Here is a 26,353-nt window from a genome sequence, read left to right as displayed (position 1 = left end):
TTTTTTGTGTTCTTGTTTTGTTCGGTCCCGAAAGATTCCCATCTTCCTCCTGTCCGGACCGCAATGGTGTGGTTCCGGATCTGAAAAAGAGGAAACTTTCATGTCTCGCCAACTACTTAACTCAACCAGCATGCCAACCGTCTTCATGGGAGAAAGTCTGCTGTCCGTGAACGGCCACCAGCTCAATCGGGACCGCCGATATGTCGTGAAGGGCCTGCTCATGGCCGGTCAGGTCAGCATGCTTTGCGGTGCGCCAAACACCGGTAAGTCAGCCGTAATTGCCGCAGTGGCCGCGCATGTAGCGAAGGGCCGTGATTTTGCAGGATATCGGACCTGCCGTGCTGCGGTTCTCTATGTCGCCGCCGAAGACCCCAACGGCATCGCTGATCGCGCTCACCCCTACCTGAACGCAGGATTGAATGCAGCAAGTCCGTTCAATATCTTCCCGCTGCCAATCAATCTCTGCTCCGATCGTCAGATCGATCATTTTGTGGGAGAATTGATCGCATACCAAACAGCGGCAAACTGCGACCGCTTGCTGACAGTCATTGACACCCTCAACCTGTGTATTGGCGAGGGTGACGAAAACTCGGCCCGTGACATGGGTAGGGCCATTGGCAATGCCCAGCGAGTGGCCCGAGAGACCGGCGCACATGTGATGATTATCCATCACACGGCGGGTCATGATGGAAATCGACCGCGCGGATCGACGGCGATGGAGGGCAATGTCGACACATTGCTTACCCTTCACCGCGCGGACGAGCAGCAGCCCAAGGGCGTCGTGTTCATCGCCCAACGCAAGCAAAGGTCCGTTAAAAAAGGCGAACCCGTAGCTTTCCGCATCCAAGCATTTGATGGAGGCATCGACAGCGAAGGCGACCGGCTCACGGTTCCCATGGCAGTTCCATTCGAACCAAAAAGTAGTCTCGCAGCGCAGACAAAAAGAAAGCAGACTAAGCCAAGCCAGGCCGATGAACGCCTTTCCGATTTACGACGCGTTCTCGACGATCTCGCTACTTCAAGGCCGAACGAATGGTTTGACGCGACGACTATCCGCGACAACACCGGCACGCCTTTCAACTCTCTCCGCGACAATACAGAAAGCCTTGGCCGTATAGTTCGCAAGTTTCTCCAGACATTGTTGGAGTCCGGCGAGATCGAGAAGAATGAAGATGGACACTTCCGCGTAGCTAAACGCGAGACACCGAACTCGGCGCCAGACGCTTCACCTACGATCCACTAATACCGCCCTCGCTGCCGCGAGGGCCTACCCCCAAAAGCGCCCGAAGACGCCCCCGACCCACCCGGGGGCGTTTTCTTATCCAGTTCTGAGATCCGTCGCTCGAATAGATCGACCATTTACGATCCGACTGTATCGACGAACTCCTTTGTCAGAGGAATGTGGTCGTAGTTTGCCAAGCGCTTACTCTGGCAGTGGCGAAGCGACAGATGGATTATTCGACAGAGGGACTGAGTAATTTCCGAAGTCATTTTTGGGTTCCTATATCCATGGGAGTTGAAGGCGCACAGCGGATAAAAACTAAGTTTTTATCCACGCCAAACCAAACGGAGCCGGAGCAATGGTCCTTTTTTCATTTCGACACTCAGTGAAGACATTTTCCGAAAAGCGCACGGCTGGATCTCGGGTGGCCAAAGCGGGACAGACTGCTGCCCATCTGCGCTACATCACCCGTCCGCACGCTGCCCGCACCGTGTTGCGTGAGCGGCTGACAGGCCTGACAGACTCAGCCACCGCAAAGAACGCCGAGGACGCCGCCCAGCAACGCAAGGGGCGAGTCTGCGAGCGGTTCATTGTCGCCCTCCCGAGGGAAGCCACACCAGAGCAGCGCGAGGCGCTGGCACAGGCATTCGCGGAGAAGCTGACATGCGGTGTCGCCGGGTATGTTGCGGCGGTCCACGACAAGCAAGGCAACGACAAACAGAACCCCCATTTTCACCTCGTGGCGTTCGATGTGATGGTGAAGTCAGGGGGCCGGGGCCGTCCAAAGAGCACCCTCGGAATGGCCCGAAAGCAGGCCATCGAGACGACTGCGAAGATGTGGGCGGACCTGCACAACGACATGATTACGCGATGGGGATACGGCCCGGAATCCACCATTTCGCACTTGTCCCTGAAAAATCAGGGCAGCGACCGGATTCCGACAATTCACGAAGGCCCAGCAGCACGCCGCCTGTCAAGCGGAGGCAAGACACCGAAGGGCAAAGAGAAATGGCGAGGCATAGACGAAGGTCACAGCCGCGCCGAAGCCAACAAGATCATCCGAGAAATCAACCAAGCAAAGGAAGAAATCAATGAACGAGAATATCGACTGGGAAGACATGATGACGAAGGCGGAGCGCAGCGCGACCGGCGCGGCGATGAATGCCGAGCGGGCGGTAGGCGGAGTGGCCAAGGTGCTGGAAATCCAGCGCCACCATTCGCAGCAACTCTTGGCGCTCAAGAAAGCGCTCGAAACACTGGCGCACGAGGCAAACTCCCACCGTTCGCAGCCGATCCCAACCGGCGACAACGCCCAGGGCGAAGCGGAAGTCAGTTTCCGCTTACTCGCCTTGGGCTTCGCCGTCGTGCTGGCCGTCGGTATGGGGTTCGGCGCATATATCGCGAACTAATCTGGCTCCGTGACACTTTAAGAGCGCGGCTTTTGCCTATTGATGGGCAAAGCCGCTTGCGCCCAGAACCGATCAACGCGGCGGAGGCTCGCGCCGCGCCAGAAAGGATGAAATCGCAGCATGATCACGAGAGGGATCGGTAAGGTCCGTCAACTCATCTGTTGCGAAACCGTCGTTACGGATCAGCACTTCAAGGCCATAGTATTGGCCCGCAGTTCTGTAGGACAGTTGGCGGACCATTGCAGATCGGAGGACTGGGAACGTCATCAGCATGTTCACTGCTGCTTCCCGTTTGGACGCCGGAAGGTCTGAAGCAATGACGATTTTCGAAAATGCTTCAGTTTTCTCGAAAAGCCATGGAGCAAGCGCCTCGAATAACTCAGTCATATATCGATACTGTTCGTCAGGCAGCCGCAGCGCGAAGAAGAGCGGTCCGTCCGACCGAAACGCGTGTGGCGCGCCTTCAGGCGCATGATGATCCAAAGCCGCGAAGACCTCATGCAGTGCCGTCGCCAGATGGTGAGCCTGAATCACGAACCCTGGTCCTAAATCCTTGCCCCGATACTTTCGAAGCCCGACCTTTCGTGCCAGTTTCGACCCCGGTGCAACGGGCATGCGCCTTTCGGGAATGAAGTAGCGGGCGTTCCCGTTCGCATCTCGGGGGAGCGGCTGTGCAAGAAGGGCCGTCGTTTCGATAGGGCAGGAGTTCATGGGGTTGTCCTCGTGTTGGTGTCTTGTAGGAACCACATGTGAATCTTTCCTTGGCCAAGGAAGAAGATTTCTGCCTCAATCAAAGGTGCCGGTCACCTCGCTCCGCAAGCGCTTGAATGCGTTGCGCTTCCGCCGTCTTCGCGTGTAGCGTGCCCGCAACGAACAAGCCGCCGACCGAGGCGGCGAAAGAGCGAGAGACCCCACATGCCCACACTGGACTGGATCGGTAAGAAGGCCGTCGTCAATCATCACCGCGAAGTGCCTTACCGCCTGATCCACTGCGATGGAAAGCTGTCAGCGGGCGATCCAGACGCTGGCAACCTGCTGGTGCAGGGCGACAACTTGGAGGCGTTGAAGGCACTTCTGCCCTACTACGCGGGCAGGGTGAAATGCATCTACATCGACCCGCCCTACAACACGGGGAACGAGGGCTGGGTCTATAACGACAATGTCGCATCTCCAGAGATCAAGGCTTGGCTTGGCAAGGTCGTAGGCAAGGAAGCCGAAGACCTGTCCCGCCATGATAAATGGCTCTGCATGATGTATCCACGCCTGCGACTATTGCGAGAGTTTCTGCGGGAAGACGGCGCAATTTTCATTTCCATCGACGACGATGAAAATCATCGTCTTAGAATGATGCTGGACGAGATATTTGGGTCGCAAAACTTTGTTGCGACGCTTGTTTGGCAGAAGAAATACGCGCCAGCAAATGACGCAAAATATTTCAGCGATGATCATGACTATGTAATCGTATATGCGAGACAGAAGCCGCAGTGGTCGCCAAACAAGATCTCTCGATCCGAGGCACAAGATGAAAAATACAGGAACCCGGATAATGATCCACGAGGGCGATGGCAATCCGATAACTACACTTCCAATAAGAACAAGCAGGAAAGGCCTAACGGCTGGTATGCGGTGAAAAACCCAAATACAGGCGAAGAAATCTGGCCATCGCCCACGGCGGTCTGGCGATACCCCGAAGGAACATACAGAAAACATGTTGATGATAACCGTATCTATTGGGGGGTAAACGGTGCGAACTCCACTCCCCGATATAAGCGGTTCTTGTTCGAGGTTGGTGGCGTTGTTCCGCGAACGGTGCTTCTCCACAATGATGTTGGCCATAATCAAGCCGCCAAAAGGCAAATATTAGAAATCTTTCATGGTCAATCCGAGGTGTTTGCAACACCCAAACCATCCACTTTGATTCAAAGGATTCTTGAGATTGGTTCCGCACCCGGCGACCTCATTCTTGACTCCTTCGCAGGTTCCGGAACAACAGGTCATTCCGTCCTTGATCTCAATAAGCGGGAGGGCGGAAACCGTCGTTTTATTCTTGTCGAGATGGATGAAGCCATCGCCCCCGACATCACCGCCGAACGACTTCGTCGTGCTATAAACGGCTATGACAAGAGCGGCGATCCGGAAAAGCCAGTTGCACCTCTTGGCGGCGGCTTCCGCTATTGCCGCCTCGGCTCTCCCCTGTTCAACGAGTTTGGCGACATCGACGGTAGTGTGGTCTTCCCTGACCTTGCCGCGCATGTATTCTTTTCCGAAACCGGATCGCCCTTGCCAGCCAAGGTTGATGGCTCAACCCATTTCATCGGCACCCACAAGAACACGGCTGTCTATTTGTTGTTCTCGCCCGCCGAACAGGGCTTTGCCCGCGAGGCTTCGGGCAATGTCCTCACGCCTGAGGCGCTGGCGAACCTGCCTGCCCCATCCAATGATTTCGGTGGCGTTCGGATCGTCTACGCCGAAGGCTGCACCGTCAGCGCCGAGCGCCTGAAAGCGGAAGGCGTGATCTTTAAGCAAATCCCCTACCAGATCGAGGGGAACTGACATGGCCGCAACGAACTTCGAGTTGAAAGAATACCAGCAGACGACGCTCAACCGCTTGCGATCTTTCCTGCGTGATGCCAGCGCTATCGGCCCAGACGGAGCGAACCTCGCTTTTTATAAAGCCACAAACATGCCCTACCGCCATGCCCCCGTGATCGCGGACGGCACGCCATATATTTGCCTGCGCATTCCTACTGGGGGCGGCAAGACCGTGATGGGCGCATACGCTGTCGGAATTGCCGCGCAGGAGTTCATGGAGGTCAAGAACCCCATGGTCTTGTGGCTGGTGCCATCGACTCCGATCCTTGAACAAACCGTCGCCGCGTTGAAGGACCCCGATCACCCCTACCGCGCGGCCCTCGCCAAGGACTTCGGTCGCAATGTCTCGGTCCTGACCAAGGGCGAGGCGCTGGCCATGTCCCGCGCAGATGCCGTGGGCGGTGCATGTGTCATCGTCTCGACTATTCAGTCATTCCGGCGCGAGAAGGACAACGGAAAGCCCAATGAAGAAGGCCTGAAGGTCTATCAGGACGCCGGAAGCCTGATGGACCATTTCAGCGGCCTCACAGAGGCGCAGGAAGCCCGCCTGGAGCAGGTAGAGGGCGCTGGCCGACCCGTGGCATCTCTTGCGAACTTGTTGCGCCTGCACCGGCCCATGGTCATCGTCGATGAAGCCCACAACGCCCGCACAGCCCTGTCGTTCGATACGCTGGCGCGGTTCAGTCCTTCGCTCATCTTGGAACTAACAGCCACGCCGCAGACCGAACACAAACCGCCACGCGACAAGCACGCGTCGAACATCCTCTATTCCGTATCGGCCGCCGAGTTGAAGGCGGAAGAAATGATCAAGATGCCGATCAAGCTGACAACTGACAGCAACTGGCAAAAGACCATAGGCGCAGCCTACGACTGCCGCGAGGCTTTGGAGGAAGCGGCGAAGGCAGAGCAGGCGGAAACAGGCGAATACATCCGACCTATCATTTTGTTTCAGGCACAAAGCGCGTCGGCGACGGATGCAACTCGGATCACCTACGACAAGGTTGAACAGCACCTGAAAGACCGGGGAATCCCAGAGGCCGAAATCGCCGTCCATACTGGCCCCCGCAAAGACCTCGACGCTTACGAGATCGCCGACCACGATTGCCGCATTCGATACATCATCACCGTGTCGAAGTTGAAAGAAGGCTGGGATTGCCCCTTTGCCTATGTCCTGTGTTCTGTGGCCGAGCAGGTTTCAGCTACAGCGATTGAACAGGTGCTTGGCCGCGTATTGCGGATGCCCAAGGCACAGCGAAAGCGCCGCGATGCGCTCAATCAGGCTTACGCCTTTGTTGCGTCCAAGAGTTTCGACAGCACTGCCCAGATGCTGAAAGACGGTCTCGTCGAAGGTGCAGGCTTCAATAAGATGGAAGCCGACCAGATCGTCTCGCCGCAGGGCGACATGGGCTTTGCCGACGCCGCCGACGACTTCGAGCACGAATCTGATCCGCTGGTGGAAGACGAAACGCCAGCACAGGAGGTCGAAGAAGCGATTGCAAAATTGCCCACATCAGTGCGGAATCGCGTCGCCTACGATCCTGAGAAACGGTCGATGACCTACAAGGGGCCGATGACCCGTGAGAGCAAGAACTTGCTTCAGCTGGCCTTGGCGAAATCTCCAAAAGCCAGTCGCGCGATTGATCGTCTCTACGCGAAGACGAACAACTTTCAACTGGCCGCATCACAGGACGACGAGAAACCGCCATTCATCGTGCCGATGCTTGGCTTTCGAAAACAGGGCGAATTGCAACTCTTTTCGAAGGAGCATTTCCTCGACCTGCCTTGGAGGCTGGATGAATGCGACCCATCCGACATCACGACCCGCTTCAAAATCGTCGATGAAAGCCAGAGCGGCGAGATTGATGTGTCGGACAAGGGGAAGGTTGAGATCGACTTTGCGAAGCGGGTTCAGGGCGAACTTGCCGCCGTCGTTCAAGAACCTGCATGGACCCTACCGCGACTCGCCAACTTCATCGACAGTGGCATTCGTCATCCTGATATCACAAAGCCAAGCGCAATCCTTTTTATCATCAAAGCCATCGAAGCCCTGATCGCTTCGGGCCATGACTTCCATGTGTTGGCAAGAAACAAGCATGATCTGCGCCGTGCCATATCCCAGTTCATCGCCGACTTGCGGGGGGAGCGTGAGACAGGCAACTACTCCGCCCTCTTCGCAACCAACGCCGAGGACTTCGCAACACATTCAGACTTGTCGATGATTTTCGACGAGCAGTCATACGCCTTCAATCAGCCCTATGCAGGAGCGCGTAAGTTCAACAAACACTACACGCCGCTGATCGGCGACCTGAAACCCACGGGGGAGGAGTTCGATTGTGCCGCCTACCTCGACTCCATGGACGAGGTGCGGTTCTGGATCAGGAATGTAGAAGGCAAGAAAACTTCGTTCTGGCTTCAACTACCGCACCAAAAGTTCTATCCCGACTTCATGGCCATGCTCGTTGACGGCCGGATTCTCGCCGTAGAATACAAAGGGGGCCATCTCTACGAAGGGGAAGGCGACAAGCGCCGGATCGGCGCAGTTTGGGCAGATGCAAGCGGCGGAAAGTGTTTGTTCTGCATGCCGACCGAGCGGAAGTTCGATCTGATCGACCAGACCATCTTATAATGATCCTGGATGTGGGTGTTTTTGTGGGTGCGAGGTCCTCTATTCTATAAAGATACTAACCTTTACAGTATGTTATGGAAACTTTCAGAATCCCTGTCTCTCCGCCACTATTCCCCCTGTCCCGCCCACGATCGCCGCCCTTGGCGGCTTGTCCCAGGACAGGAGTGGCATGCACACTGAATTACCCTATCCCGCGCTGGCGCAGGCGCTGCTGCCCAATTCGTTCGACACGATCGACGGGGCACACGACGGGGCGCACCTGCTTCGGGTCTGGCGCAATGTGGTGCGGATCTCCGTGGCGGAGGGCGGCGATCTGGAGGTGCTGCAGGCGGCGACGCTGCTGCATGACTGCATATGGGTCGACAAACGCTCGCCCCGGCGGTCGATGGCCTCCACCCTCGCGGCAGAGAAGGCGCGCGAAGTGTTGGGCGGGCTCGGCTGGGGCGCTGACCGGAGGGACGGGGTCTGTCACGCGATCGAGGCGCACAGCTATTCAGCCGGGATCGCGCCACGGACACTCGAGGCGCGGATTTTGCAGGACGCGGACCGGCTCGACGCGATCGGCTTTATCGGCGCAGCGCTGTGCTTCTACATCGCCGGGGCCAGCAATGGTGCGATCTGCGATGCGATCGATCCGGCGGCGGAGCACCGGCCACTCGACGAGGCGGCCTTCGCGCTCGACCACTTCCGCACCAAGCTGTTGACGCTCGGCAGGCACATGCAGACTGCCACCGGATCACGGCTGGCCGAGAAACGGACACAGCGCCTCGCGGCTGTCTACGACGGTTTGCTGGACGAGGTCGGCTGACCGGGCTCGAAAAACGGACTGCCCGGTGCCCGACTCCGACCTGCTCACCGGCGCTTGCGCCATCGGCGCGCGGCACCCGATTGACAGCGCTCCCCGGCCCGTGGCTAGGCTCTCACAATGGAGGACATCGCCACATCATTCGCCGAAGCGCTGCGGCTCGTGCTGACGGGCGACGCGGAGCTGTTGCAGGTGATCCTGCTGTCGCTGCGCGTATCGTTGTCGGCCGTGGCGCTGGCCTGCCTGATCGGCATGCCGCTCGGCGCAGTGCTGGCCGTGCTGAGGTTTCCGGGGCGGCGGGTGCTCGTGCTTGTGCTGAACGCCGCGATGGGGTTGCCGCCGGTGGTCGTCGGGCTCGCGCTCTACATGGGGTTCTCGCGCGCCGGGCCGCTCGGGGCGCTCGGCCTTCTCTATACGCCGACCGCAATGATCGTCGCACAGACCGTCTTGGTCACGCCGATCGTCGCTGCCCTGTCCCGCGCCGCCATCGCCGAGCTGATGGAGGAATTCGACGAGACCCTCCGCGCGCTGCGGGCCACAAAGGGCCAGCGGATCGCGACGTTGTTGTGGGAAGCACGGCCGGCGCTTCTGACGGCGGGACTGGCCGGGATGGGCCGCGCCTTCGCCGAGGTCGGGGCCGTGATGATCGTCGGGGGAAACATCGACCATGTCACGCGGGTGATGACGACGGCCATCGCGCTCGAGACATCGCGGGGGGAGCTGTCGCTGGCGCTTGGCCTCGGGCTGGTGCTGCTGTCGCTGTCGCTGGTTCTGAACGCCGCCGCGCTCGGGTTGAGGCCGAGAGCCTACGGGGTCGCCTATGCCCGCTGATCGCCAGGTCCTCCCGTTCCGCAAGGCGGAGAGCGGGCTCGTCCGGCCGATCGCGACGCTCGAGGGCGTGACGATCAGCCGGCAGGGACGACCGCTGCTGGACGAGGTCACGCTCGGACTGAAGACCGGGGGGATCACCGCGCTACTCGGGCCGAACGGCGCGGGCAAGAGCCTGCTGCTTCGGGCCATTGCCGGGCTGATCCCGGTGGATTCAGGCGAGATCGAGCTTGCGCCCCATACGGGTGCCCCTGCCCTTGTCTTTCAGACGCCGGTGCTGCTCAACCGCTCGGCCAAGGCCAACCTGATGCACGCGCTCCGGCTGGCGCGCGTGCCCCGCCGGCACCGGGCCGGGCGACTGGCGGAGTTGCTGGTGACGGCCCGGATGACCGAGCAGAGCGGTGCGCCCGCCCGGTCGCTGTCGGGTGGAGAGCGGCAGCGCCTCGCCATCGCCCGCGCGCTCGCCGCGCGACCCAACCTGTTGCTGCTGGACGAGCCGACGGCGCACCTCGACCCTGCCTCGACCGCCGCGATCGAGGCGCTGATCCGGGCGACGGCCTCGTCCGGCGTGAAGGTCCTGCTGGTCACCCACGACCGCGCCCAGGCGGCGCGACTGGCGACGGATGTCGCCTTCCTGTCCCGCGGACGGATCACCGAACACCGGCCCGTTGAAGAGTTCCTTGCCCGCCCCGAGAGCGCGGATGCCCGCGCCTACCTCGAGGGAAGGCTTCTACTGTGAGAAGACCATGACCAAGTTCCCCATTGCCCTCGCCCTTCTGCTGCTCGCTGCGCCCGCGACGGCGCAGGAGACCGGCCGTCTGTTGATCCAGTCGACCACCTCGACCCAGAACAGCGGTCTCTACGAGGCGATCCTGCCGGAGTTCGAGCAGACCACCGGCATCGACGCGCAGGTTGTCGCGGTCGGCACCGGGCAGGCGCTGACGAACGCGCAGAATTGCGATGGCGACCTTCTGTTCGTGCATGCCAAGCCGGCCGAAGAAGCCTTCGTCGCCGAGGGCTTCGGCGTGGCGCGGCATGACGTGATGTACAACGACTTCGTCCTGATCGGGCCGTCGGCGGACCCGGCAGGCCTCGGCACGGCGGACTCCGCCGCCGCCGCGTTCGCCGCGATTGCCGACAGCGGGGCGGCCTTCGCCTCGCGCGGGGACGACAGCGGCACGCACAAGGCGGAACTGGCGCTGTGGTCGGCTGCCGGGGTCGATCCCACGGGCGCCTCGGGCGACTGGTATCTCGAGACCGGGTCGGGCATGGGCGCGACGCTCAATATCGCAGTGGCCGAGGACGCCTACGCGCTGACCGACCGGGCGACGTGGATCAGCTTCGCCAACAAGGGCGACGCGACCATCCTGTTCGAAGGCGACGAGGCGCTGTTCAACCAGTACGGCGTGATCGTCGTGAGTCCCGATCACTGCCCGAGCGCGAATACCGCCGCGGCGGAGGCGTTCGAGGAGTGGATCCTCGGCGATGCCGGTCAGGCGGCGATCGCGGCGTTCGAAGTCGACGGCCAGCAGCTGTTCTTTCCGAACGCCGAGTAGCGGGGCTTGAGCGGCGGGTCCGCGCGGGCTATCCCGTGTATGTGCCGATTGCCTGACCATACCCACTGACGCCGGCCGCGAGTCGGGCCGTCGATCGCGCCGGTCTCCGGACCGCGCGCGGATGTTCCTGCAATCGAGAGACCCCGACATGATCGGATATGTCACGATCGGCTCCGCCGATCCGGCCGCCGCCGCAGCCTTCTTCGACCCGTTGTTCGCCGAACTCGGCGGCGCGCGGGCCTACACGCTTGAAACCATGATCGCCTGGGGCTTCGGTCCCAAGAGGCCGCTCATAATGGTCACCCGCCCCTGGAACGGGGAGGCCGCGACGCCGGGCAACGGCGCGATGATCGCGCTGATGGCGCGCGACGCGGCACAGGTGAACCGGCTCCACGCCCTCGCCCTGTCGCTCGGCGGCCGCGACGAAGGTGCGCCCGGCCCGCGCGGAGAGGGCTTCTACGGCGGCTACTTCCGCGACCCCGAGGGCAACAAGTTCAACGCCTTCGTCTACGGCTAGCGGACGGCCGGTCCCGGCATCGCGCCGGGGCCGGTCCAGCCGTCTTGCGTTCGTCGGCGCCTGCTCTATCAAAGTGGCCATGTTGAAGTCGGCCACCTTCTGGATCCTGCTGCTGCTCGTCGGATGCATCGTGGCCGACATCACGCAGAACGACGGGGAGATCATGATCTTCCTGGCCCGAAAGGGCTTTCAGCTCATCGAATGGATCGCCTTCTGGCGCTGAGAGCGCCAACAAGGTTGACCTTCCACGGCTTTTGGCGATGTTGGCGCCGAAACACTACGCATAACCCTAGCGGAGGACTTCTCTCATGGCAGTCAAAGTCGCAATCAACGGCTTCGGTCGCATCGGCCGCAACGTGCTGCGCGCGATCATCGAGTCGGGCCGCACCGATATCGAGGTCGTGGCGATCAACGATCTCGGCCCGGTCGAGACCAACGCCCACCTTCTCCGCTACGACAGCGTCCACGGCCGCTTCCCGGCGACGGTGACCACCACCGAGGACACGATCGACGTCGGCCGCGGCCCGATGCGCGTGACCGCGATCCGCAACCCCGCCGACCTGCCCTGGTCGGACGTGGACGTCGTGATGGAATGCACCGGCATCTTCACCTCCAAGGAGAAGTGCCAGGCCCACCTCGACAACGGCTCCAAACGGGTGCTGATCTCCGCCCCCGGTTCAGACGCGGACAAGACCATCGTCTACGGCGTGAACCACGACACGCTCGGTGCGGACGACATCATCGTCTCCAACGCCTCCTGCACGACGAACTGCCTGTCCCCGGTCGCCAAGGTGCTGAACGACAGCATCGGCATCGTTAAGGGCTTCATGACGACGATCCACTCCTACACCGGCGACCAGCCGACGCTGGACACGATGCACAAGGACCTCTACCGCGCCCGCGCCGCGGCGCTGTCGATGATCCCGACCTCGACCGGTGCCGCCAAGGCCGTCGGCCTCGTGCTGCCCGAGTTGAACGGCAAGCTCGACGGTGTCGCGATCCGCGTGCCGACGCCGAACGTGTCGGTCGTCGACCTGACCTTCGAAGCCGCCAAGACGACCAGCGTCGAAGAGATCAACGACGCGATCCGTGCCGCCGCGGACGGCCCGCTGAAGGGCATCCTCGGCTACACGGACGAAAAGCTCGTCTCCACCGACTTCAATCACGACAGCCATTCCTCGGTCTTCCACACGGACCAGACCAAGGTCATGGAAGGCACGATGTGCCGGATCCTGTCCTGGTACGACAACGAGTGGGGCTTCTCGAACCGGATGTCTGATACTGCCGTCGAGATGGGCAAATACGTCTGATCAGCGCAAGGCAGATATGCACCTGCAGAAAGGCCGCCCAACCGGGCGGTCTTTTTCTTTTTAATCAATAATTTACTCGCCATGCATCTGCTGCAGGGCGGCTTTGGGGTTCCGTCAGTTGTGCTGCGGCGCAGCGTTGGTATTTGTAGTCCCGAACACGGACGAACCCTCAGGAACAGGAAAGAGAGACAAACATGTTCACTACCTTCCGCACTGCCATGCAGAAACGCGCCCTCTACAACCGCACCCGCCGTGAGCTCGAAGCTCTTCCGACCCGCCTCGCGGTCGAAGACCTCGGCATCTTCCCCGGCGACGCGCGCTCCATCGCTTCCAACGCTGTCTACGGCCGCTAAGGCCGTGCAGCAGACGGAGGGGGAGCCCGCGATACGCGGGAACAGAACGAACCAGATGTGAAAGGCCGGCGGATCGCCGGCCTTTTCGCTTTTAGGGGCCTCTCAGTTCCCGAGCGCCCCGGCGATCAGATCGCCGACCTCCGACGCATAGGCGTCGTTCACCACGATATCGGTGTGAGTCGCATTAAGTCGCCGGAACTCGACAGGGCCTACCTGGCTATCCCCGGCGAGCCGTTCGGATTGCGTGATCGGGATCAGCTCGTCCGCCGTGCCATGCAGGATCAGGATCGGCTCATCTGTCGCGCGGGCGTCGGGCAGGCTCTGCCAGCGATCGACCCAGGGCACGCGGCAGGCCGGCACCCAGGATTTCTGCGCCATCACCTCGCACAGCCGCGCATAGGGCGCGACGACGAGGACGGCGTCCGCCTCACGTCGCGCGGCGACATGAAAGGCGAGCCCGGATCCGAGCGAGTAGCCATGCAGGATGACCGGGCCATGGTCTGGCAGCACGGCCTCGAGCGCGTCGAAGGTTGCAAGCGCATCGGACTTCAGTGCGGATTCGGACGGTTGTCCGGATTCTCCGCCGCCGCCCCTGTAGGTCATGGCCACGATCGAGCGACCGGCAGCTCCGTGCATCTGAAGATCCGGCCCGAACCACTGCAGCGAGCCGATGTTGCCCATGAAGTAGATCACGACCGGCGCGTCCGGTCCGGCGTCGTGGACATAGAGCGGTGGCGTGTCCGCGACCTCGACGCGACGGAAACCCTGCGCCTGAAACAGCGTCTGGTCGAACGGGTAGATGAAGGTCGGCACCAGCAGCGAGGCGAGAAGCGCGTAGATCAGGTAGAGACCCGCCAAGATGCCCCCTGCCCGCCTAACGCGCGTCAAGGAAACGGTCGATCGAGGCGGCATATACCGGGAAGTCCGGCAGCGTCGTATGCTCACCGCCCTCGATGAAGATGGCCTCGACCTCGGTCGTCTCCGGCAGGCTGTCGAGCAGGATGGTGCTGTGCCACGCCGGAATCAGGCTGTCGGCCAGCCCATGCAGCAGCAGCACGTCCTCTGCGACGCGCGGCGCGTCGAGCGTGCTTTGCCAACGGTCGAGCCACGGCACGTTGCAGACCGGCAGAGACACGCGTTCGGAGGCGATGTCGCAGACGCGCGAATAGGGCGCGACGAGGATCAGGCCGTCGGCCTCCCGATTGGCCGCCACGTGGAGTGCGAGCCCGGTGCCGAGCGAATAGCCTACCGGGACCACGGCGCCGTGCGATGGCAGGATGTAGTCGATGGCATCGAATGCGAACAGCGCGTCGGCCTTCAGGCCGGCCTCGGTCGGCTCTCCCGGTTCTCCGCCGCCGCCGCGGTAGGTCATCGCGATGACGGAGCGGCCGCCGTCGGCGTACATTTCCAGATCCTCGCGCACGGAATCCAGCGTCCCCCGGTTGCCCATGAAGTAGAGCACGACCGGCGCGCCCTGCCCGGCGTCGTGGACATAGACCGGCAGGTTCTGGTCCGCTGAGCGGACCTCAACGCGGGCGAAACCCGGAGCTTCGAACGGCACTTGACTGAAGGGATAGAGCGACTCCGCCAGCATACCCGCCCCGACGTAGCCGAAGACCAGCGACATCATCCGGCGTCGGTCCCGAATTTTCCGCCAAGCGCGGTGGCGACGGAGGGTGTGACGAACTTGGAGACGTCGCCGTCGAGGCGGGCGATCTCCTTCACCAGCTTGGAGGCGATCGCCTGATGCTGCGCCTCGGCCATCAGGAACACCGTCTCGACGGAATCGTCGAGCTGCCGGTTCATGCCGACCATCTGGTATTCGTATTCGAAGTCGGCCACAGCACGCAGGCCCCGAATGATCAGGCCCGCACCGACATCGTGGGCACAGTCGATGAGGAGGTTCTCGAACGGGTGAACGACGATCTCGGTCGCGTGGGCTTCCGGCAGGGCATGGACTTCCGCCTCGATCATCGAGACTCGTTCCTCCAGCGTGAAGAGCGGACCCTTGTCGCGGTTGATCGCGACACCGATCACGAGACGATCCACCAGCGCACAGGCGCGGCGGATGATGTCGAGGTGTCCAAGGGTCACCGGATCGAAGGTGCCGGGGTATAGTCCGATGCGCATGGGCCGCTCCCGCGTGACAACTCGGCGTCACGCAACATTATTGCGACCGGATGCGCAAGTCCTTGTGCCCGATCCGCGGGCTTAGTGGCCCATGATCATGCCTTCGAGGGCGTCCTTTTCCATCGCCAGCTCCGACAGGCGGGCCTTCACCACGTCCCCGATGGAGATCAGCCCGACCATCGTCTTGCCGTCCATGACCGGCATGTGGCGAAAGCGCCCTTCGGTCATCTTGGCGAGCACACTCACGGCTTCGTCGGTGCCGGTGCAGGTGACGAGCTTCTTCGTCATCATTGTCGTCACGGTGTCCGAGAGGCAGGTCGCCCCGCGCTTGCCGAGTTCACGGACGATATCGCGTTCCGACAGGATACCTTCAGCAGTCTCGCCGTCCTTGGAGATGATGACGGCGCCGACGCGCTTTTCGGACAGGAAGGCGGCGGCTTCGGAGACGCTCCGCTCGGGCGTCATGGTCAGCACCCCCTCAGAGGGCTTGGACCGCAGGATCTGATTGACGAGCATGCAAACCTCCTCTTTTGCACCTTGTGCGTCCAGCGTCGGCGCGGCGCAGTCGTTCTGTCAAGCGCTCTGCGCCAACAGCTCCAGCCGGGCGACTTCGGACCGAAGCCCCTCGATCAGGTCGGCGGCCAACCGGTTGAGCCGGTCCGACCGGCGGTCCGCCGCGTGCCGGACAAGGTAGAAACTGCGGGTGAGCGACACGTCGTCGGTGCGGATCCGGCGCAGCTCCGGCGCGAAGGGCAGCGCGAAGTCGTGGACGATGCCGACCGCACCGCCTTGGCGAAGCATCTGGACCTGCACGGAGACGGAGTTCGACGCCCGCTGCACACGCTCGACGCCGAGCTCACCGAGGTAGTCGAGCTCCCGGTCGAAGATCATGTCGGGGATGTAGCCGACCACCGGCAGCCCCTCTCCATCGCCCGCGATGTCACGGTGGAGGGCGAGGTGCAGGTGATAGTCGGTGATCTTCTGAACCGTCAGCCGCCCGGTTTCCGGCGGGCTGACGGTAATGGCAAGGTCCGCCTCCCGCCGGGAGAGGTTGGCGACGCGGGGCAGCGACAGCACCTGCACATCGAGCCCGGGATTGGCGTCGGCGATCCGAGCCAGCACCCCCGGCAGCAGGAAATTGGCGCAGCCGTCCGGCGCCCCGATCCGGAGCTGCCCGGTGAGGCCCGTCTCCTCCTGCCCTTCCTCCATCGCCGCGAGGAGCGCCGTCTCTGCCGCGCCCGCATGATCGCGCATTCGCGTGCCGAAGTCGGTGAGGGCATAGCCCTGCTGGCTCTTGGTGAAGAGCGGCTGGCCGAGCCCCTCCTCCAGCCGCGCGACGCGGCGCCCCACGGTGCCGGGGTCCATTTTCAGAACCTTGCCTGCGGCGGTGAGGCTCTCCCCCCGCGCCACGGCGAGGAAGACGCGCATATCGTCCCAGTTCATACCGGCATTTCCGCAAAATGACTTTGGCTCATTCTCTCTTTATCCGGCATTTTCGCAAGAGTATCCGGGGGCCAAAGAAGGAGGACGCCATGGAAGACCTTTGCCACTACATCGACGGCCAGCGCGTAACCGGTAAGTCGGGCCGCTTTGCCGACGTCATGAACCCCGCCACCGGCGAGGTGCAGGCCCGCCTGCCGCTCGCCTCCGCTGCCGAGCTCGACGATGCCGTCGCCCGTGCCGCCGAGGCGCAGAAGGGCTGGGGCTCTACCAACCCGCAGCGGCGCGCGCGGGTGATGATGAAGTTCGGCCAGCTCATCAACGAGAACATGGACAAGCTGGCGGAAGCCGTTTCCCGAGAGCACGGCAAGACCCTGCCGGATGCGCGTGGCGACGTGCAGCGCGGGCTCGAAGTGGTCGAGGTCTGCATGGGCGCCCCGCACATGCTGAAGGGTGAGTTCACCGACAGCGGCGGGCCGGGTATCGACCTTTATTCGATGCGCCAGCCGCTCGGCGTCGTCGCCGGGATCACGCCGTTCAACTTCCCTGCGATGATCCCGCTGTGGAAGATGGCGCCCGCACTCGCGTCCGGCAACGCGATGATCCTCAAGCCATCGGAGCGCACGCCCTCGACCTCGCTGCTGCTGGCGGAACTGCTGAAGGAGGCCGGCCTGCCCGATGGCGTGCTGCAGGTCGTCAACGGGGACAAGGAAGTGGTCGACGCGATCCTCGACAACGAGACGGTCGCAGCGGTCGGCTTCGTCGGCTCCACCCCGATCGCGCAGTACATCTATGGTCGCGCAGCGACCAACGGGAAGCGTGCGCAGTGCTTCGGTGGCGCGAAGAACCACATGATCGTCATGCCCGACGCCGACATGGACAAGGCGGCGGACGCGCTCGTCGGTGCCGGGTTCGGCGCGGCGGGCGAGCGCTGCATGGCGATTTCGGTCGCCGTTCCGGTCGGTCAGGAGGCCGCCGATGCGCTGGTCGAACGCCTCGTCCCGCGCATCGAGAAGCTGAAGATCGGCCCCTACACCGCCGGTGAGGACGTCGATTACGGCCCGCTCATCACCAAGGCGGCGATGGATCGCGTCAGGGGCCTGATCGACAGCGGCGTCGAGCAGGGCGCCACCCTCGTCACCGACGGGCGCGACTTCCGGCTGCAGGGCTACGAGAACGGCTACTTCATTGGCCCGACCCTGTTCGACAACGTCACCCCAGAGATGGACATCTACAAGGAAGAGATCTTCGGGCCCGTCCTCAGCCAGGTTCGTGCCGGATCCTACGAGGAGGCGCTCGGCCTCGTCATGGACAACGAGTACGGCAACGGCACGGCGATCTACACGGCGGACGGCGACACCGCGCGCGACTTCGCCAGCCGGGTGAACGTCGGGATGGTCGGGATCAACTTCCCGATCCCGGTGCCGCTGTCCTACCATACGTTCGGCGGCTGGAAGAAATCCTCCTTCGGCGACCTCAACCAGTACGGCCCCGACGCTTTCCGCTTCTACACCCAGACCAAGACCGTCACCGCACGGTGGTTCTCGGGCATCAAGGAAGGTGGCGAGTTCAACTTCAAGGCGATGGACTGATCGACTGTCCGGGCGACGCTTTCAGCGGGCGGCGGAGCAATCCGCCGCCCCTTTTCCTTGCTGGTTCATCTGGCGTTCTGCGGCCCGTCCCGGACGAGGGTCCGGGTGTGCGCCACCACCCGGATGTGGCGTGCTTGACCGAACGGAATGTGCAAAGTTGCCGTAGAGGTAAAAGGCGTCTAAGACAGACAGATGGCGATTTCTTTTCAGATTCTTGCCGACCGCGGCCTAGTCTATGTGAGGTACGGAGACCACGTCAATTTTGGCGAGACGCTCGAGGCGTTCGGCCGCTACGCGGCGCATCCCGACTTCGCGCCGGGGCAGCGTCAGCTTGTGGATCTGTCCCGTGTCACGAGCTTCGAGAACAACTATCCGGAACTGCTGAAGCTGCAGGCCCGCAAGCTCGACGATTTCGCCCAGCAGGGCATACAGACCCTGCTTGTCTACTATGCCCCGACCGACATCTCGTTCGACATGGCCCGGCTCGTGCGCCGGTCGTGGGACGGGCTTGAGGGCGTGGTAATCCGCGTCGCCCAGACCGAGGAGCAGGCACTCGAGATGATCGGTGAGCGCGAGCGGTCGATGGCGGACCTGCTGATGCAGCCGGGCAACCGCTGATCCCGCTACGCCGCTGACTGGCGAGGTTCCCTCGCCCCGTCATTCGTGCCTATGGTTCCCCATCAAGCAGGAGGATGCCGTGGCCGAACCCGATTTCACTCTCGGCATCGAGGAGGAATACCTCCTCGTCGACAAGGAAACGCTCGCCCTGCGCGAGGCTCCCGAGGGATTGCTGGAAGCCTGTCAGGCTCAGCTCGGCGATCAGGTGAGCCCGGAGTACCTGCAATGCCAAATCGAGATCGGCACCGGCGTCTGCGCAACGATCCCCGAGGCGCGGGATGATTTGCGGCGGTTGCGGCGCGTGGTATCGGACGAGGCCGCGAAGGTCGGGCTGGCGCCGATCGCGGCCTCTTGCCATCCGCTCGCCGACTGGAAGCAGCAGCACCACACCGACAAGGCGCGCTACAACCAGTTGCGTGACGACCTCGGCGGCGTGGTGCGGCGGATGCTGATCTGCGGGATGCATGTCCATGTGGGCCTGAACGACGACGCGCTGCGGGCCGATCTGCTCAACCAGATGGCTTATTTCCTGCCGCACCTGCTGGCGCTGTCGGCCTCATCGCCGTTCTGGCAGGGAGAGGACACCGGCCTCGCCTCCTACCGGATCAGCGTGTTCGACAACTTGCCGCGCACCGGCCTGCCGCCCCGCATCGACAGCTGGGAGGAATATGAGCGCTCCGTCGGGGCGCTGATCGACATCGGGGTGATCGAGGATGCCAGCAAGATCTGGTGGGACCTGCGCCCGTCCTCGCGGTTTCCGACGCTGGAATCGCGGATCTGCGATGTCTCGCCCCGCCTGTCGCACGCCATCTCGCTCGCCGCGCTGACACAATGCCTTGCGCGGATGCTCTGGCGGCTCAGGCGGCTGAACCAGCGGTGGCGGCGATACGAGAACTTCCTCGTCTCAGAGAACCGCTGGCGTGCGCAGCGCTACGGGATCGGCGGGGGGCTGATCGACTTCGGGCGGCACGAGATCGTGCCGGTGCCCGCCCTGCTGGAAGAACTGATCGAGCTCGTTGCCGAGGATGCCGAGGCGCTCGGCTGCGTGGCGGAGGTCGAGGCGACGCGTGACATCATCCGGGGCGGCACCAGCGCGGATCGGCAGCGGGCGGTCTACAAGGACGCCGAAGCCGCAGGAGAGGATCGGGATGGCCGCATGCGCGCCGTCGTGCGGCACCTGATCGAAGAATATCACGCGGACCTCTGACGTGCGGCGCACCGGAGTCAGGTTCGCGGGACGATCCGCGCGCCCGAAGCGAGCCTCACCTCCGGATGCGCCGGACCGGACGCGATGATGCGGGCTCCGGAAGTCGCCTGACCGCTGATCCTGTCGCGGGCTGTGACGGACAGCGCGGCGCCGCTGCTGGCGCGAAGCTCAACGCGAGAGACGTCGAGTTCGTCCGCCTTCACCACGCCACCGAGGCTCGCCTCGATCTGCAACTGCGTCGCGAGACCGGAAACGTCGACCGTGCCGGCCAAATCGGAGCGGGTCAGCACGCGGTCGGCGCGGACCTCCCCGGTAATCCGCCCGCCGGCCGTCGCGGTGAGGTCCACCCGTTCAGTCCGGACGCGCCCGAGGTCGAGCCGGGACCCGGCCCCGGCATGTGCCGCGAGCGTCCAGGCGGCGGGTACGGCGGAAGAGACCGAGCACCCCCGCCGCGCTTCCACCGCCTCGAGCACCGGCATCGCGATCGTGACCCTCACCACCGGATTGCCTGTCAGTTTCGCACCGACAGAGCCGGCGATGCCACGAAACGTGCGCCGCACGACAAGCGTGTCGTCCTGCCGCACGATCTGAAGGTCCCGGAGCCGCCGCCCCGCACCTTCGGCCGTGATATTGAAGGGACCGGGCACAAGACGGACCACGAGGCCGCAGTCGATGTCGACCCGCGTGAAGTCCTCTTCATCGTAGACCCAGGTTTCCGGCGCGCAGCCGGCCCCGCCTGACGGCATCGTCGCGTTGTGGAACATCTGTCACTCCCCGTGTTTGCAGAGATAAAATGTTAACACGCTTTACTTTCAAGTTCGTGATCGAAATTTGTCGGCGTTGGCGGTTCGCTGCTCACCGTCGGCTCCTTGTGGGTCTGATCAGGTGGGCGGCGCGTTGAGGCTGTCGAAGCTACGAAGGAGCATTTCGATGAAGCGCATTGTGCTGATGACAGCCGCCTTGTCCCTAGCCGCGACCACCGGGTTCGCACAGGGCAACGGAAACGGTAACGGCAACGGAAACGGCCGTGGAAACGGGAACGGCAACGCGGCCCACAACAACGGGGGCGGCAACGGCAACGGGAACCGAGGGAACAACGGCAACGGGAATGGAAACCGCGGCGCCGCCGCCGAGAATGCCGGGAATAACGGGAACGGGAACGGGAACGGGAACGGGAACGGTGGAAACAACGGCCGGGGCAATGGCAACGGCAATCGTGGCGCAGACGGCATCGCGGTCGTCATGGGCGACGACGTGTCGATCTTCACGAACGATGGTTTCCGCAACACGTTCGATTGCCCGCCTGGCCTCGCCTTCCGCGACCCGCCGTGCGTGCCGCCGGGACAGGCCAAGCAGGGTGTAACGTTCCAGGACTGGACCGGATACACGGATGAGCAGATCGCCGTCCTGCTCGATGACAACGACACGATCCTCGAGGACGTCGTCGCCGAAGAACCGGACGCCAGCTACCTGACAAGCGCCGACATCCAGGAGCTGTTCGGTCTGGAAGACCCGGAAGACGGCTTCCGCTACGCCCTCATCGACGGTCAGGTCGTGCAACTGGAGGATCGCAACTACGAGCGGTTCCAACGCATCCGGACGCTGGCGGAGCGTCAGCAACTGGCCGAGTCGCTCGGCATCGCGCCGACCGCTTCGCTGACCTCCGCCGAACTTGCGCGGATCTACGGTCTGCCGACGGAGGACGGGCAGCGCTACTCAGTCGTAGACGGTCAGCTGATGCAGATGTCGTCTGAAGCCTATGATCTGCTTCAACTGATCCGGATCGCGGGCGCGGTGCTGTAAGTCAGAAACCGAAGTGAAAAAGGCGGGGCCATCGGGCCCCGCCTTTCGTCATTCCGCCGCGACCTTCCGCGATTTCAGCATCGGCTTGAGGTAGTGCCCCGTGTGGGAGGCCTCGACCTCGGCCACTTCTTCGGGCGTGCCCGTTGCGACGAGCTTGCCGCCGCCGTCACCGCCCTCGGGGCCGATGTCGATCAGGTGGTCGGCGGTCTTGATGACGTCGAGGTTGTGCTCGATCACCACGACCGTGTTGCCCTGCTCGACCAGCTCATGCAGCACCTCGAGCAGCTTGCGCACATCCTCGAAGTGCAGGCCCGTCGTCGGCTCGTCGAGGATATAGAGCGTCCGGCCCGTGGACCGTTTCGCCAGCTCCTTCGACAGCTTGACGCGCTGCGCCTCGCCGCCCGAAAGCGTCGTCGCCTGCTGGCCAACCTTGATATAGCCGAGACCGACCCGCATCAGGGCGTCCATCTTCTCGCGGATTGTCGGGACCGCCTTGAAGAACTCCTGCGCATCTTCGACCGTCATATCAAGAACGTCGGCTATGCTCTTGCCCTTGAACCGAATTTCCAGCGTCTCGCGGTTGTAGCGCGCACCCTGGCAGGTCTCGCAGGTGACGTAGACATCCGGCAGGAAGTGCATCTCGATCTTGATGACACCATCGCCCTGGCAGGCCTCGCACCGGCCCCCCTTCACGTTGAAGGAGAAACGGCCGGGCTTGTAGCCCCGCGCCTTGGCCTCGGGCAGACCGGCGAACCAGTCCCGGATCGGCGTGAAGGCCCCGGTGTACGTGGCAGGGTTCGAGCGCGGCGTCCGCCCGATGGGCCGCTGGTCGATGTCGATGACCTTGTCGAGATGCTCCAGCCCCTTGATCGTTTCGCAGGGGCCCGGCACGTGGCGGGCGCCGTTGAGCTTCATCGAGGCCGTCTTGAACAACGTCTCGATCGTCAGCGTCGACTTGCCGCCGCCCGACACGCCGGTCACGCAGACGAACTTGCCGAGCGGGAAGTCGACGGTCAGGTCCTTCAGGTTGTTGCCGGTCGCCTTCACGACGGTCAGCTTCTTCTTGTTGCCCTTGCGACGCTCCGCCGGGACCGCGATCTCGCGCCGTCCGGCGAGGTAGTCGCCGGTCACGCTGTTGGCGTTCTCCATCAGCTGCTGCGGCGTGCCGTGCGCGACGACCTGCCCGCCGTGGACCCCGGCGCCGGGGCCGATGTCGAAGACGTAGTCGGCCTCGCGGATCGCTTCCTCATCATGTTCGACGACGATCACCGTGTTGCCCTGGTCGCGCAGGTTCTTCAGCGTGGTCAGAAGCCGGTCGTTGTCGCGCTGGTGCAGGCCGATCGAGGGTTCGTCGAGCACATAGAGCACACCGGTCAGGCCCGAGCCGATCTGACTGGCGAGCCGGATGCGCTGGCTCTCGCCGCCCGACAGCGTCCCCGCGTTTCGCGACAGGGTCAGGTAGTCGAGGCCCACGTTGTTCAAAAAGCCGAGCCGCTCGCGGATCTCCTTGAGGATGGCGCGGGCGATCTCGTTCTTCTGCTTGGTCAGGCTTTCGGGCACCGTCTCGCACCATTCCCAGGCATGGCGGATCGACATCTGCACGACCTCGCCAACGTGGAGGCCGGCGATCTTCACCGCGCGCGCTTCCTCGCGCAGGCGGTAACCGTGGCAGGTGCCGCAGGGACGGTTGTTCTGGTAGCGCTCGAACTCTTCGCGCATCCAGGCGCTGTCCGTCTCGCGGTAGCGGCGCTGCATGTTGGGGATGATCCCCTCGAACGCCCGGCTGACCTCGTAGACGCGGCCGCCCTCGTCGTAGCGGAACTTGATCTCTTCCTTGCCCGATCCGTAGAGGAAGACCTGCTGCACCTTCTCGGGCAGGTCCTTCCACGCCGCCTTCTTGTCGAAGCCGTAATGCTTGGCAATCGAGTCGATGGTCTGGGTGAAATAGGGCGACTTGCCCTTGCGCCAGTTGGCGATCGCGCCGTTCGTGAGCGACAGGGTGACATCCGGAACGATCAGGTTCGGGTCGAAGAACAGCTCGACGCCGAGGCCGTCACAGGCCGGGCAAGCGCCGAAGGGAGCGTTGAACGAGAAGAGGCGCGGCTCGATCTCGGGGATGGTGAAGCCCGAAACAGGGCAGGCAAAATTCTCGGAGAAGGTGATCCGCTCCGGCTCGCCTTCGCCCTCACGCGGTGCGGTCTCGAGCACGGCAATCCCGTCGGCGAGGTCGAGCGCGGTGCGGAACGAATCCGCCAGACGCGTTTCCATCCCCTCCCGCACGACGATGCGGTCGACGACCACGTCGATGTCGTGGCGGAACTTCTTGTCGAGCGTCGGCGGCTCGTCCAGCTCGTAGAAGGCGCCATCGACCTTGACGCGCTGGAAGCCCTGCTTCTTCAGCTCCTGGAATTCCTTTCGATATTCGCCCTTCCGGTCGCGGATGATCGGGGCGAGGAGGTAACCACGCGTGCCCTCCTCCATACCCATCACCCGGTCGACCATGTCCTGCACCTGTTGCGCCTCGATCGGCAGGCCGGTCGCGGGGCTGAACGGCGTGCCGACGCGGGCGAACAGCAGACGCATGTAGTCGTAGATCTCGGTGACCGTGCCGACGGTCGAACGCGGGTTCTTCGAGGTCGTCTTCTGCTCGATCGAGATCGCCGGGCTGAGGCCCGAGATATGGTCGACGTCCGGCTTCTCCATCATGTCGAGGAACTGCCGCGCGTAGGCTGACAGCGACTCGACATAGCGGCGCTGCCCCTCGGCGTAGATCGTATCGAACGCCAGCGAGGACTTGCCCGAGCCCGACAGCCCGGTGATGACCACCAGCTCGTCGCGGGGAATGTCCACGTCGATGGATTTCAGGTTGTGCTCGCGCGCGCCGCGCACTTCGATCTTCTTGAGATCGGCCATGTCGGGGACCCCCTGTCTGGGTTTGGTCAAAGAATAGTTGAGAGCGCGGTCCGATCCAATCGGAAAATGCGAACGAAACGTGAACTTCGCTCACCCTGCCCCGCCCGGCGGACTTCCGCGCGCAGGTTCTGCATATGGGGCAGGCAGTTGGGGGATCAAGTCGCCCCCGGCGGCTACGCCGCGACGGCGGAGCGGAATCGCCGGCTGATGACCGAGGCGATGATGAAGCCGACGAAAGAGACCCCGACGAGCAGCACCAGCAGACCCGCCGATCCGCCCCAGACGAGCGCAAGCGCGAAGACCGGAGTCCCGGAGAACGTCCCCACATTGCCGAGCTGCGCGACCGCCCCGTTCGACCGCGCCCGCTCGCCCAGCAGACGGTTCAGCCACGGGATCGCGGCGAAGCCGGCGCCGGGCACGAGCCCGAGCGTCATGAACAGCAGGATGGCGAGCGGCACCTGCAACGCGGGCAGCACCAGCATCGCCGCCGCGATGACCCCGTTCAGCGTGAACGCCACCACCGCGATCCGCGCCGGGGTAATGGTTCGCGCCAGCACACCCGCTCCCATCGTACCGGCAAGCGACACGAGGGGCAGGACGACGCCGAGCCACACATGGCCGAGCGCACCCGGCAGGAAGGTCAGGAGCGCGACGTAGACGAAGGCGTGCCAGACGAAGATCAGCGCCGGCGCGATCAGGCGCGGTTCGGAATAGATCGCCCTCAATTCCTCGCCGAGCCGGAAGGTCGTCCGCTCCCCCATCCCGCGCGGCAGGCGCGGCGCGATCAATGCCGCCATCGCGATCATGCCGACCGCGTGGGACGCGTAGACCGCGCTGATCCCGCCGAGCCCCACCAGGGACGGCAGGACGAGCGCGAGAATCGCGAAGGAGACACCGAAGTAGGTGCCCCAGAGGCCCATCACCACGGGGCGGTCCCGGTCGGAGGATGATTCGGCCATCAGCGTCGGCAGCGCCACGACGAGCGCGAGATGCGACGCGCCCTCGACCACCCGCAGCGACAGGAACAGCCACAGCGGGGGCCCGAGCGCTTCGAGCGCGGATGTCGCTGCTCCGAGCATCAGCGCACCGAGCAGTGCGCGGCGCAGGCCGATGCGCGTCACGATCCCGCCGGCGATCGGCCCGAAAAGGATGCCCATGATCCCGACGACGGACACCGTGAACGGCAGCAGGCTGCCCGCCGTTGCGTAGCGCTCGCCAAGCAGCGCAAGGGTCAGGGAGATCTTTCCGAACTGGGCCGCGGCGAACAGCCCGGTGATCCACAGAAGCGCAACAAGCGCGCGGTCGGTCTGGCGAGGGGTATGCATGCCGCCCCTTGAACGCTCTTTGCGCTGCGAACGCCAGAGCCCGCCGTTGTCCTCCGTCGCACACCGTCAACGCGCGTCGCGCACCGATCGAAAGGCGGGAAACCCTG

At 63.3% G+C, this 26,353-nt stretch carries 25 protein-coding genes and 1 pseudogene; 17 read left to right on the top strand and 9 right to left on the bottom strand.

Features of this window, described 5'->3' with window-relative positions; all coding sequences use genetic code 11:
• Positions 1-100 precede the first annotated feature (100 nt).
• From I8N54_RS08065 to I8N54_RS20150, 3 genes and pseudogenes are all read left to right on the top strand, one after another.
• Positions 101-1,243: an AAA family ATPase gene (locus tag I8N54_RS08065; RefSeq protein ID WP_140193052.1), complete on the top strand. Its 1,143-nt coding sequence runs from the start codon at positions 101-103 to the stop codon at positions 1,241-1,243.
• 337 nt (positions 1,244-1,580) lie between these two features.
• A pseudogene (locus tag I8N54_RS20350) lies at positions 1,581-2,183 on the top strand (MobA/MobL family protein); the annotation flags it as partial.
• 130 nt (positions 2,184-2,313) lie between these two features.
• Positions 2,314-2,631, top strand: a complete 318-nt coding sequence (locus I8N54_RS20150) for a hypothetical protein (RefSeq protein WP_231592408.1) — start codon at positions 2,314-2,316, stop codon at positions 2,629-2,631.
• A gap of 72 nt (positions 2,632-2,703) precedes the next feature.
• On the opposite strand, the gene I8N54_RS08055 is transcribed toward I8N54_RS20150, so the two are convergent.
• A complete protein-coding gene (locus tag I8N54_RS08055) occupies positions 2,704-3,342 on the bottom strand; it encodes a hypothetical protein (RefSeq protein WP_140193054.1) in 639 nt (212 codons plus the stop codon).
• A 204-nt stretch (positions 3,343-3,546) separates the two neighbouring features.
• Between I8N54_RS08055 and I8N54_RS08050 the strand changes: the two genes are divergently transcribed.
• The 10 genes from I8N54_RS08050 (at position 3,547) to I8N54_RS08005 (ending at position 13,218) form a co-directional block, all read left to right on the top strand.
• Positions 3,547-5,184 (top strand): site-specific DNA-methyltransferase, encoded by a 1,638-nt coding sequence (locus I8N54_RS08050; protein ID WP_140193055.1) that lies wholly within the window; start codon positions 3,547-3,549, stop codon positions 5,182-5,184.
• Between the two features lies 1 nt (position 5,185).
• A complete protein-coding gene (locus I8N54_RS08045) occupies positions 5,186-7,849 on the top strand; it encodes a DEAD/DEAH box helicase (RefSeq protein WP_140193056.1) in 2,664 nt (887 codons plus the stop codon).
• Between the two features lie 169 nt (positions 7,850-8,018).
• Positions 8,019-8,657 (top strand): HD domain-containing protein, encoded by a 639-nt coding sequence (locus I8N54_RS08040; RefSeq protein ID WP_140193057.1) that lies wholly within the window; start codon positions 8,019-8,021, stop codon positions 8,655-8,657.
• A gap of 117 nt (positions 8,658-8,774) precedes the next feature.
• The gene (locus I8N54_RS08035; protein ID WP_140193058.1) at positions 8,775-9,485 is read left to right on the top strand and encodes an ABC transporter permease; all 711 of its coding nucleotides are present in this window, start codon (positions 8,775-8,777) and stop codon (positions 9,483-9,485) included.
• Positions 9,475-10,221, top strand: a complete 747-nt coding sequence (locus tag I8N54_RS08030) for an ATP-binding cassette domain-containing protein (RefSeq protein ID WP_140193059.1) — start codon at positions 9,475-9,477, stop codon at positions 10,219-10,221. Before I8N54_RS08035 ends, I8N54_RS08030 begins: the two co-directional genes overlap by 11 nt.
• Positions 10,222-10,228: 7 nt before the next feature.
• The gene (locus I8N54_RS08025; protein WP_140193060.1) at positions 10,229-11,038 is read left to right on the top strand and encodes a substrate-binding domain-containing protein; all 810 of its coding nucleotides are present in this window, start codon (positions 10,229-10,231) and stop codon (positions 11,036-11,038) included.
• A 148-nt stretch (positions 11,039-11,186) separates the two neighbouring features.
• Positions 11,187-11,555: a VOC family protein gene (locus tag I8N54_RS08020; RefSeq protein ID WP_140193061.1), complete on the top strand. Its 369-nt coding sequence runs from the start codon at positions 11,187-11,189 to the stop codon at positions 11,553-11,555.
• 79 nt (positions 11,556-11,634) lie between these two features.
• Positions 11,635-11,778, top strand: coding sequence for a glyceraldehyde-3-phosphate dehydrogenase (locus I8N54_RS08015; RefSeq protein ID WP_140193062.1), 144 nt, complete (start codon positions 11,635-11,637; stop codon positions 11,776-11,778).
• A gap of 85 nt (positions 11,779-11,863) precedes the next feature.
• A complete protein-coding gene (gene gap / locus I8N54_RS08010) occupies positions 11,864-12,865 on the top strand; it encodes a type I glyceraldehyde-3-phosphate dehydrogenase (protein WP_140193063.1) in 1,002 nt (333 codons plus the stop codon).
• Positions 12,866-13,059: 194 nt separating this feature from the next.
• Positions 13,060-13,218 (top strand): DUF1127 domain-containing protein, encoded by a 159-nt coding sequence (locus I8N54_RS08005; protein WP_197097456.1) that lies wholly within the window; start codon positions 13,060-13,062, stop codon positions 13,216-13,218.
• Between the two features lie 102 nt (positions 13,219-13,320).
• Here I8N54_RS08005 and I8N54_RS08000 read toward each other — a convergent pair whose 3' ends face one another.
• From I8N54_RS08000 to I8N54_RS07980, 5 genes are all read right to left on the bottom strand, one after another.
• Positions 13,321-14,076, bottom strand: coding sequence for an alpha/beta hydrolase (locus I8N54_RS08000; RefSeq protein WP_197097457.1), 756 nt, complete (start codon positions 14,074-14,076; stop codon positions 13,321-13,323).
• 16 nt (positions 14,077-14,092) lie between these two features.
• Complete coding sequence (locus I8N54_RS07995; RefSeq protein WP_140193065.1) at positions 14,093-14,848, bottom strand: alpha/beta hydrolase family protein; 756 nt, start codon at positions 14,846-14,848, stop codon at positions 14,093-14,095.
• Positions 14,845-15,348: a pantetheine-phosphate adenylyltransferase gene (coaD, locus tag I8N54_RS07990; RefSeq protein WP_140193066.1), complete on the bottom strand. Its 504-nt coding sequence runs from the start codon at positions 15,346-15,348 to the stop codon at positions 14,845-14,847. The genes I8N54_RS07995 and coaD overlap by 4 nt, the downstream gene beginning before the upstream one ends.
• An 81-nt stretch (positions 15,349-15,429) precedes the next feature.
• On the bottom strand, positions 15,430-15,864 hold the full coding sequence (locus I8N54_RS07985) for a CBS domain-containing protein (protein ID WP_140193067.1): 435 nt from the start codon (positions 15,862-15,864) through the stop codon (positions 15,430-15,432).
• A gap of 57 nt (positions 15,865-15,921) precedes the next feature.
• Positions 15,922-16,791, bottom strand: coding sequence for a LysR family transcriptional regulator (locus I8N54_RS07980; RefSeq protein ID WP_140193068.1), 870 nt, complete (start codon positions 16,789-16,791; stop codon positions 15,922-15,924).
• An 89-nt stretch (positions 16,792-16,880) separates the two neighbouring features.
• Here I8N54_RS07980 and I8N54_RS07975 point away from each other — a divergent pair, with 89 nt between their 5' ends.
• The 3 genes from I8N54_RS07975 to I8N54_RS07965 all read left to right on the top strand — a co-directional run bounded on the left by I8N54_RS07975 (position 16,881) and on the right by I8N54_RS07965 (position 20,205).
• Positions 16,881-18,380, top strand: a complete 1,500-nt coding sequence (locus I8N54_RS07975) for a CoA-acylating methylmalonate-semialdehyde dehydrogenase (RefSeq protein WP_140193069.1) — start codon at positions 16,881-16,883, stop codon at positions 18,378-18,380.
• Between the two features lie 192 nt (positions 18,381-18,572).
• On the top strand, positions 18,573-18,998 hold the full coding sequence (locus I8N54_RS07970; protein WP_140193070.1) for a hypothetical protein: 426 nt from the start codon (positions 18,573-18,575) through the stop codon (positions 18,996-18,998).
• A gap of 79 nt (positions 18,999-19,077) precedes the next feature.
• A complete protein-coding gene (locus I8N54_RS07965) occupies positions 19,078-20,205 on the top strand; it encodes a carboxylate-amine ligase (RefSeq protein WP_140193071.1) in 1,128 nt (375 codons plus the stop codon).
• A gap of 17 nt (positions 20,206-20,222) precedes the next feature.
• Here I8N54_RS07965 and I8N54_RS07960 read toward each other — a convergent pair whose 3' ends face one another.
• On the bottom strand, positions 20,223-20,969 hold the full coding sequence (locus tag I8N54_RS07960) for a GIN domain-containing protein (protein WP_140193072.1): 747 nt from the start codon (positions 20,967-20,969) through the stop codon (positions 20,223-20,225).
• A gap of 166 nt (positions 20,970-21,135) precedes the next feature.
• Between I8N54_RS07960 and I8N54_RS07955 the strand changes: the two genes are divergently transcribed.
• On the top strand, positions 21,136-22,008 hold the full coding sequence (locus I8N54_RS07955; RefSeq protein WP_197097458.1) for a hypothetical protein: 873 nt from the start codon (positions 21,136-21,138) through the stop codon (positions 22,006-22,008).
• Positions 22,009-22,056: 48 nt separating this feature from the next.
• Here I8N54_RS07955 and uvrA read toward each other — a convergent pair whose 3' ends face one another.
• Entirely contained in the window at positions 22,057-24,921 is a 2,865-nt protein-coding gene (uvrA, locus tag I8N54_RS07950) for an excinuclease ABC subunit UvrA (RefSeq protein WP_140193073.1), read from the bottom strand.
• Between the two features lie 173 nt (positions 24,922-25,094).
• Entirely contained in the window at positions 25,095-26,246 is a 1,152-nt protein-coding gene (locus I8N54_RS07945; protein WP_140193074.1) for an MFS transporter, read from the bottom strand.
• Between the last annotated feature and the right edge of the window lie 107 nt (positions 26,247-26,353).

Origin of the sequence: Pelagovum pacificum (genome assembly GCF_016134045.1) — a bacterium.
Lineage (GTDB): Bacteria > Pseudomonadota > Alphaproteobacteria > Rhodobacterales > Rhodobacteraceae > Oceanicola > Oceanicola pacificus_A.
The sequence above is the reverse complement of the archived record's forward strand: the minus strand, read 5'-3'. Positions and strand labels throughout refer to the sequence as shown.

Coding starts and splice junctions, on each gene's coding strand:
- I8N54_RS08065 (WP_140193052.1), top strand. CDS start 101: ATGTCTCGCCAACTACTTAACTCAACCAGCATGCCAACCGTCTTCATG.
- I8N54_RS20150 (WP_231592408.1), top strand. CDS start 2,314: ATGAACGAGAATATCGACTGGGAAGACATGATGACGAAGGCGGAGCGC.
- I8N54_RS08055 (WP_140193054.1), bottom strand. CDS start 3,342: ATGAACTCCTGCCCTATCGAAACGACGGCCCTTCTTGCACAGCCGCTC.
- I8N54_RS08050 (WP_140193055.1), top strand. CDS start 3,547: ATGCCCACACTGGACTGGATCGGTAAGAAGGCCGTCGTCAATCATCAC.
- I8N54_RS08045 (WP_140193056.1), top strand. CDS start 5,186: ATGGCCGCAACGAACTTCGAGTTGAAAGAATACCAGCAGACGACGCTC.
- I8N54_RS08040 (WP_140193057.1), top strand. CDS start 8,019: ATGCACACTGAATTACCCTATCCCGCGCTGGCGCAGGCGCTGCTGCCC.
- I8N54_RS08035 (WP_140193058.1), top strand. CDS start 8,775: ATGGAGGACATCGCCACATCATTCGCCGAAGCGCTGCGGCTCGTGCTG.
- I8N54_RS08030 (WP_140193059.1), top strand. CDS start 9,475: ATGCCCGCTGATCGCCAGGTCCTCCCGTTCCGCAAGGCGGAGAGCGGG.
- I8N54_RS08025 (WP_140193060.1), top strand. CDS start 10,229: ATGACCAAGTTCCCCATTGCCCTCGCCCTTCTGCTGCTCGCTGCGCCC.
- I8N54_RS08020 (WP_140193061.1), top strand. CDS start 11,187: ATGATCGGATATGTCACGATCGGCTCCGCCGATCCGGCCGCCGCCGCA.
- I8N54_RS08015 (WP_140193062.1), top strand. CDS start 11,635: ATGTTGAAGTCGGCCACCTTCTGGATCCTGCTGCTGCTCGTCGGATGC.
- gap (WP_140193063.1), top strand. CDS start 11,864: ATGGCAGTCAAAGTCGCAATCAACGGCTTCGGTCGCATCGGCCGCAAC.
- I8N54_RS08005 (WP_197097456.1), top strand. CDS start 13,060: ATGTTCACTACCTTCCGCACTGCCATGCAGAAACGCGCCCTCTACAAC.
- I8N54_RS07995 (WP_140193065.1), bottom strand. CDS start 14,848: ATGATGTCGCTGGTCTTCGGCTACGTCGGGGCGGGTATGCTGGCGGAG.
- coaD (WP_140193066.1), bottom strand. CDS start 15,348: ATGCGCATCGGACTATACCCCGGCACCTTCGATCCGGTGACCCTTGGA.
- I8N54_RS07985 (WP_140193067.1), bottom strand. CDS start 15,864: ATGCTCGTCAATCAGATCCTGCGGTCCAAGCCCTCTGAGGGGGTGCTG.
- I8N54_RS07980 (WP_140193068.1), bottom strand. CDS start 16,791: ATGAACTGGGACGATATGCGCGTCTTCCTCGCCGTGGCGCGGGGGGAG.
- I8N54_RS07975 (WP_140193069.1), top strand. CDS start 16,881: ATGGAAGACCTTTGCCACTACATCGACGGCCAGCGCGTAACCGGTAAG.
- I8N54_RS07970 (WP_140193070.1), top strand. CDS start 18,573: ATGGCGATTTCTTTTCAGATTCTTGCCGACCGCGGCCTAGTCTATGTG.
- I8N54_RS07960 (WP_140193072.1), bottom strand. CDS start 20,969: ATGTTCCACAACGCGACGATGCCGTCAGGCGGGGCCGGCTGCGCGCCG.
- I8N54_RS07955 (WP_197097458.1), top strand. CDS start 21,136: ATGAAGCGCATTGTGCTGATGACAGCCGCCTTGTCCCTAGCCGCGACC.
- uvrA (WP_140193073.1), bottom strand. CDS start 24,921: ATGGCCGATCTCAAGAAGATCGAAGTGCGCGGCGCGCGCGAGCACAAC.
- I8N54_RS07945 (WP_140193074.1), bottom strand. CDS start 26,246: ATGCATACCCCTCGCCAGACCGACCGCGCGCTTGTTGCGCTTCTGTGG.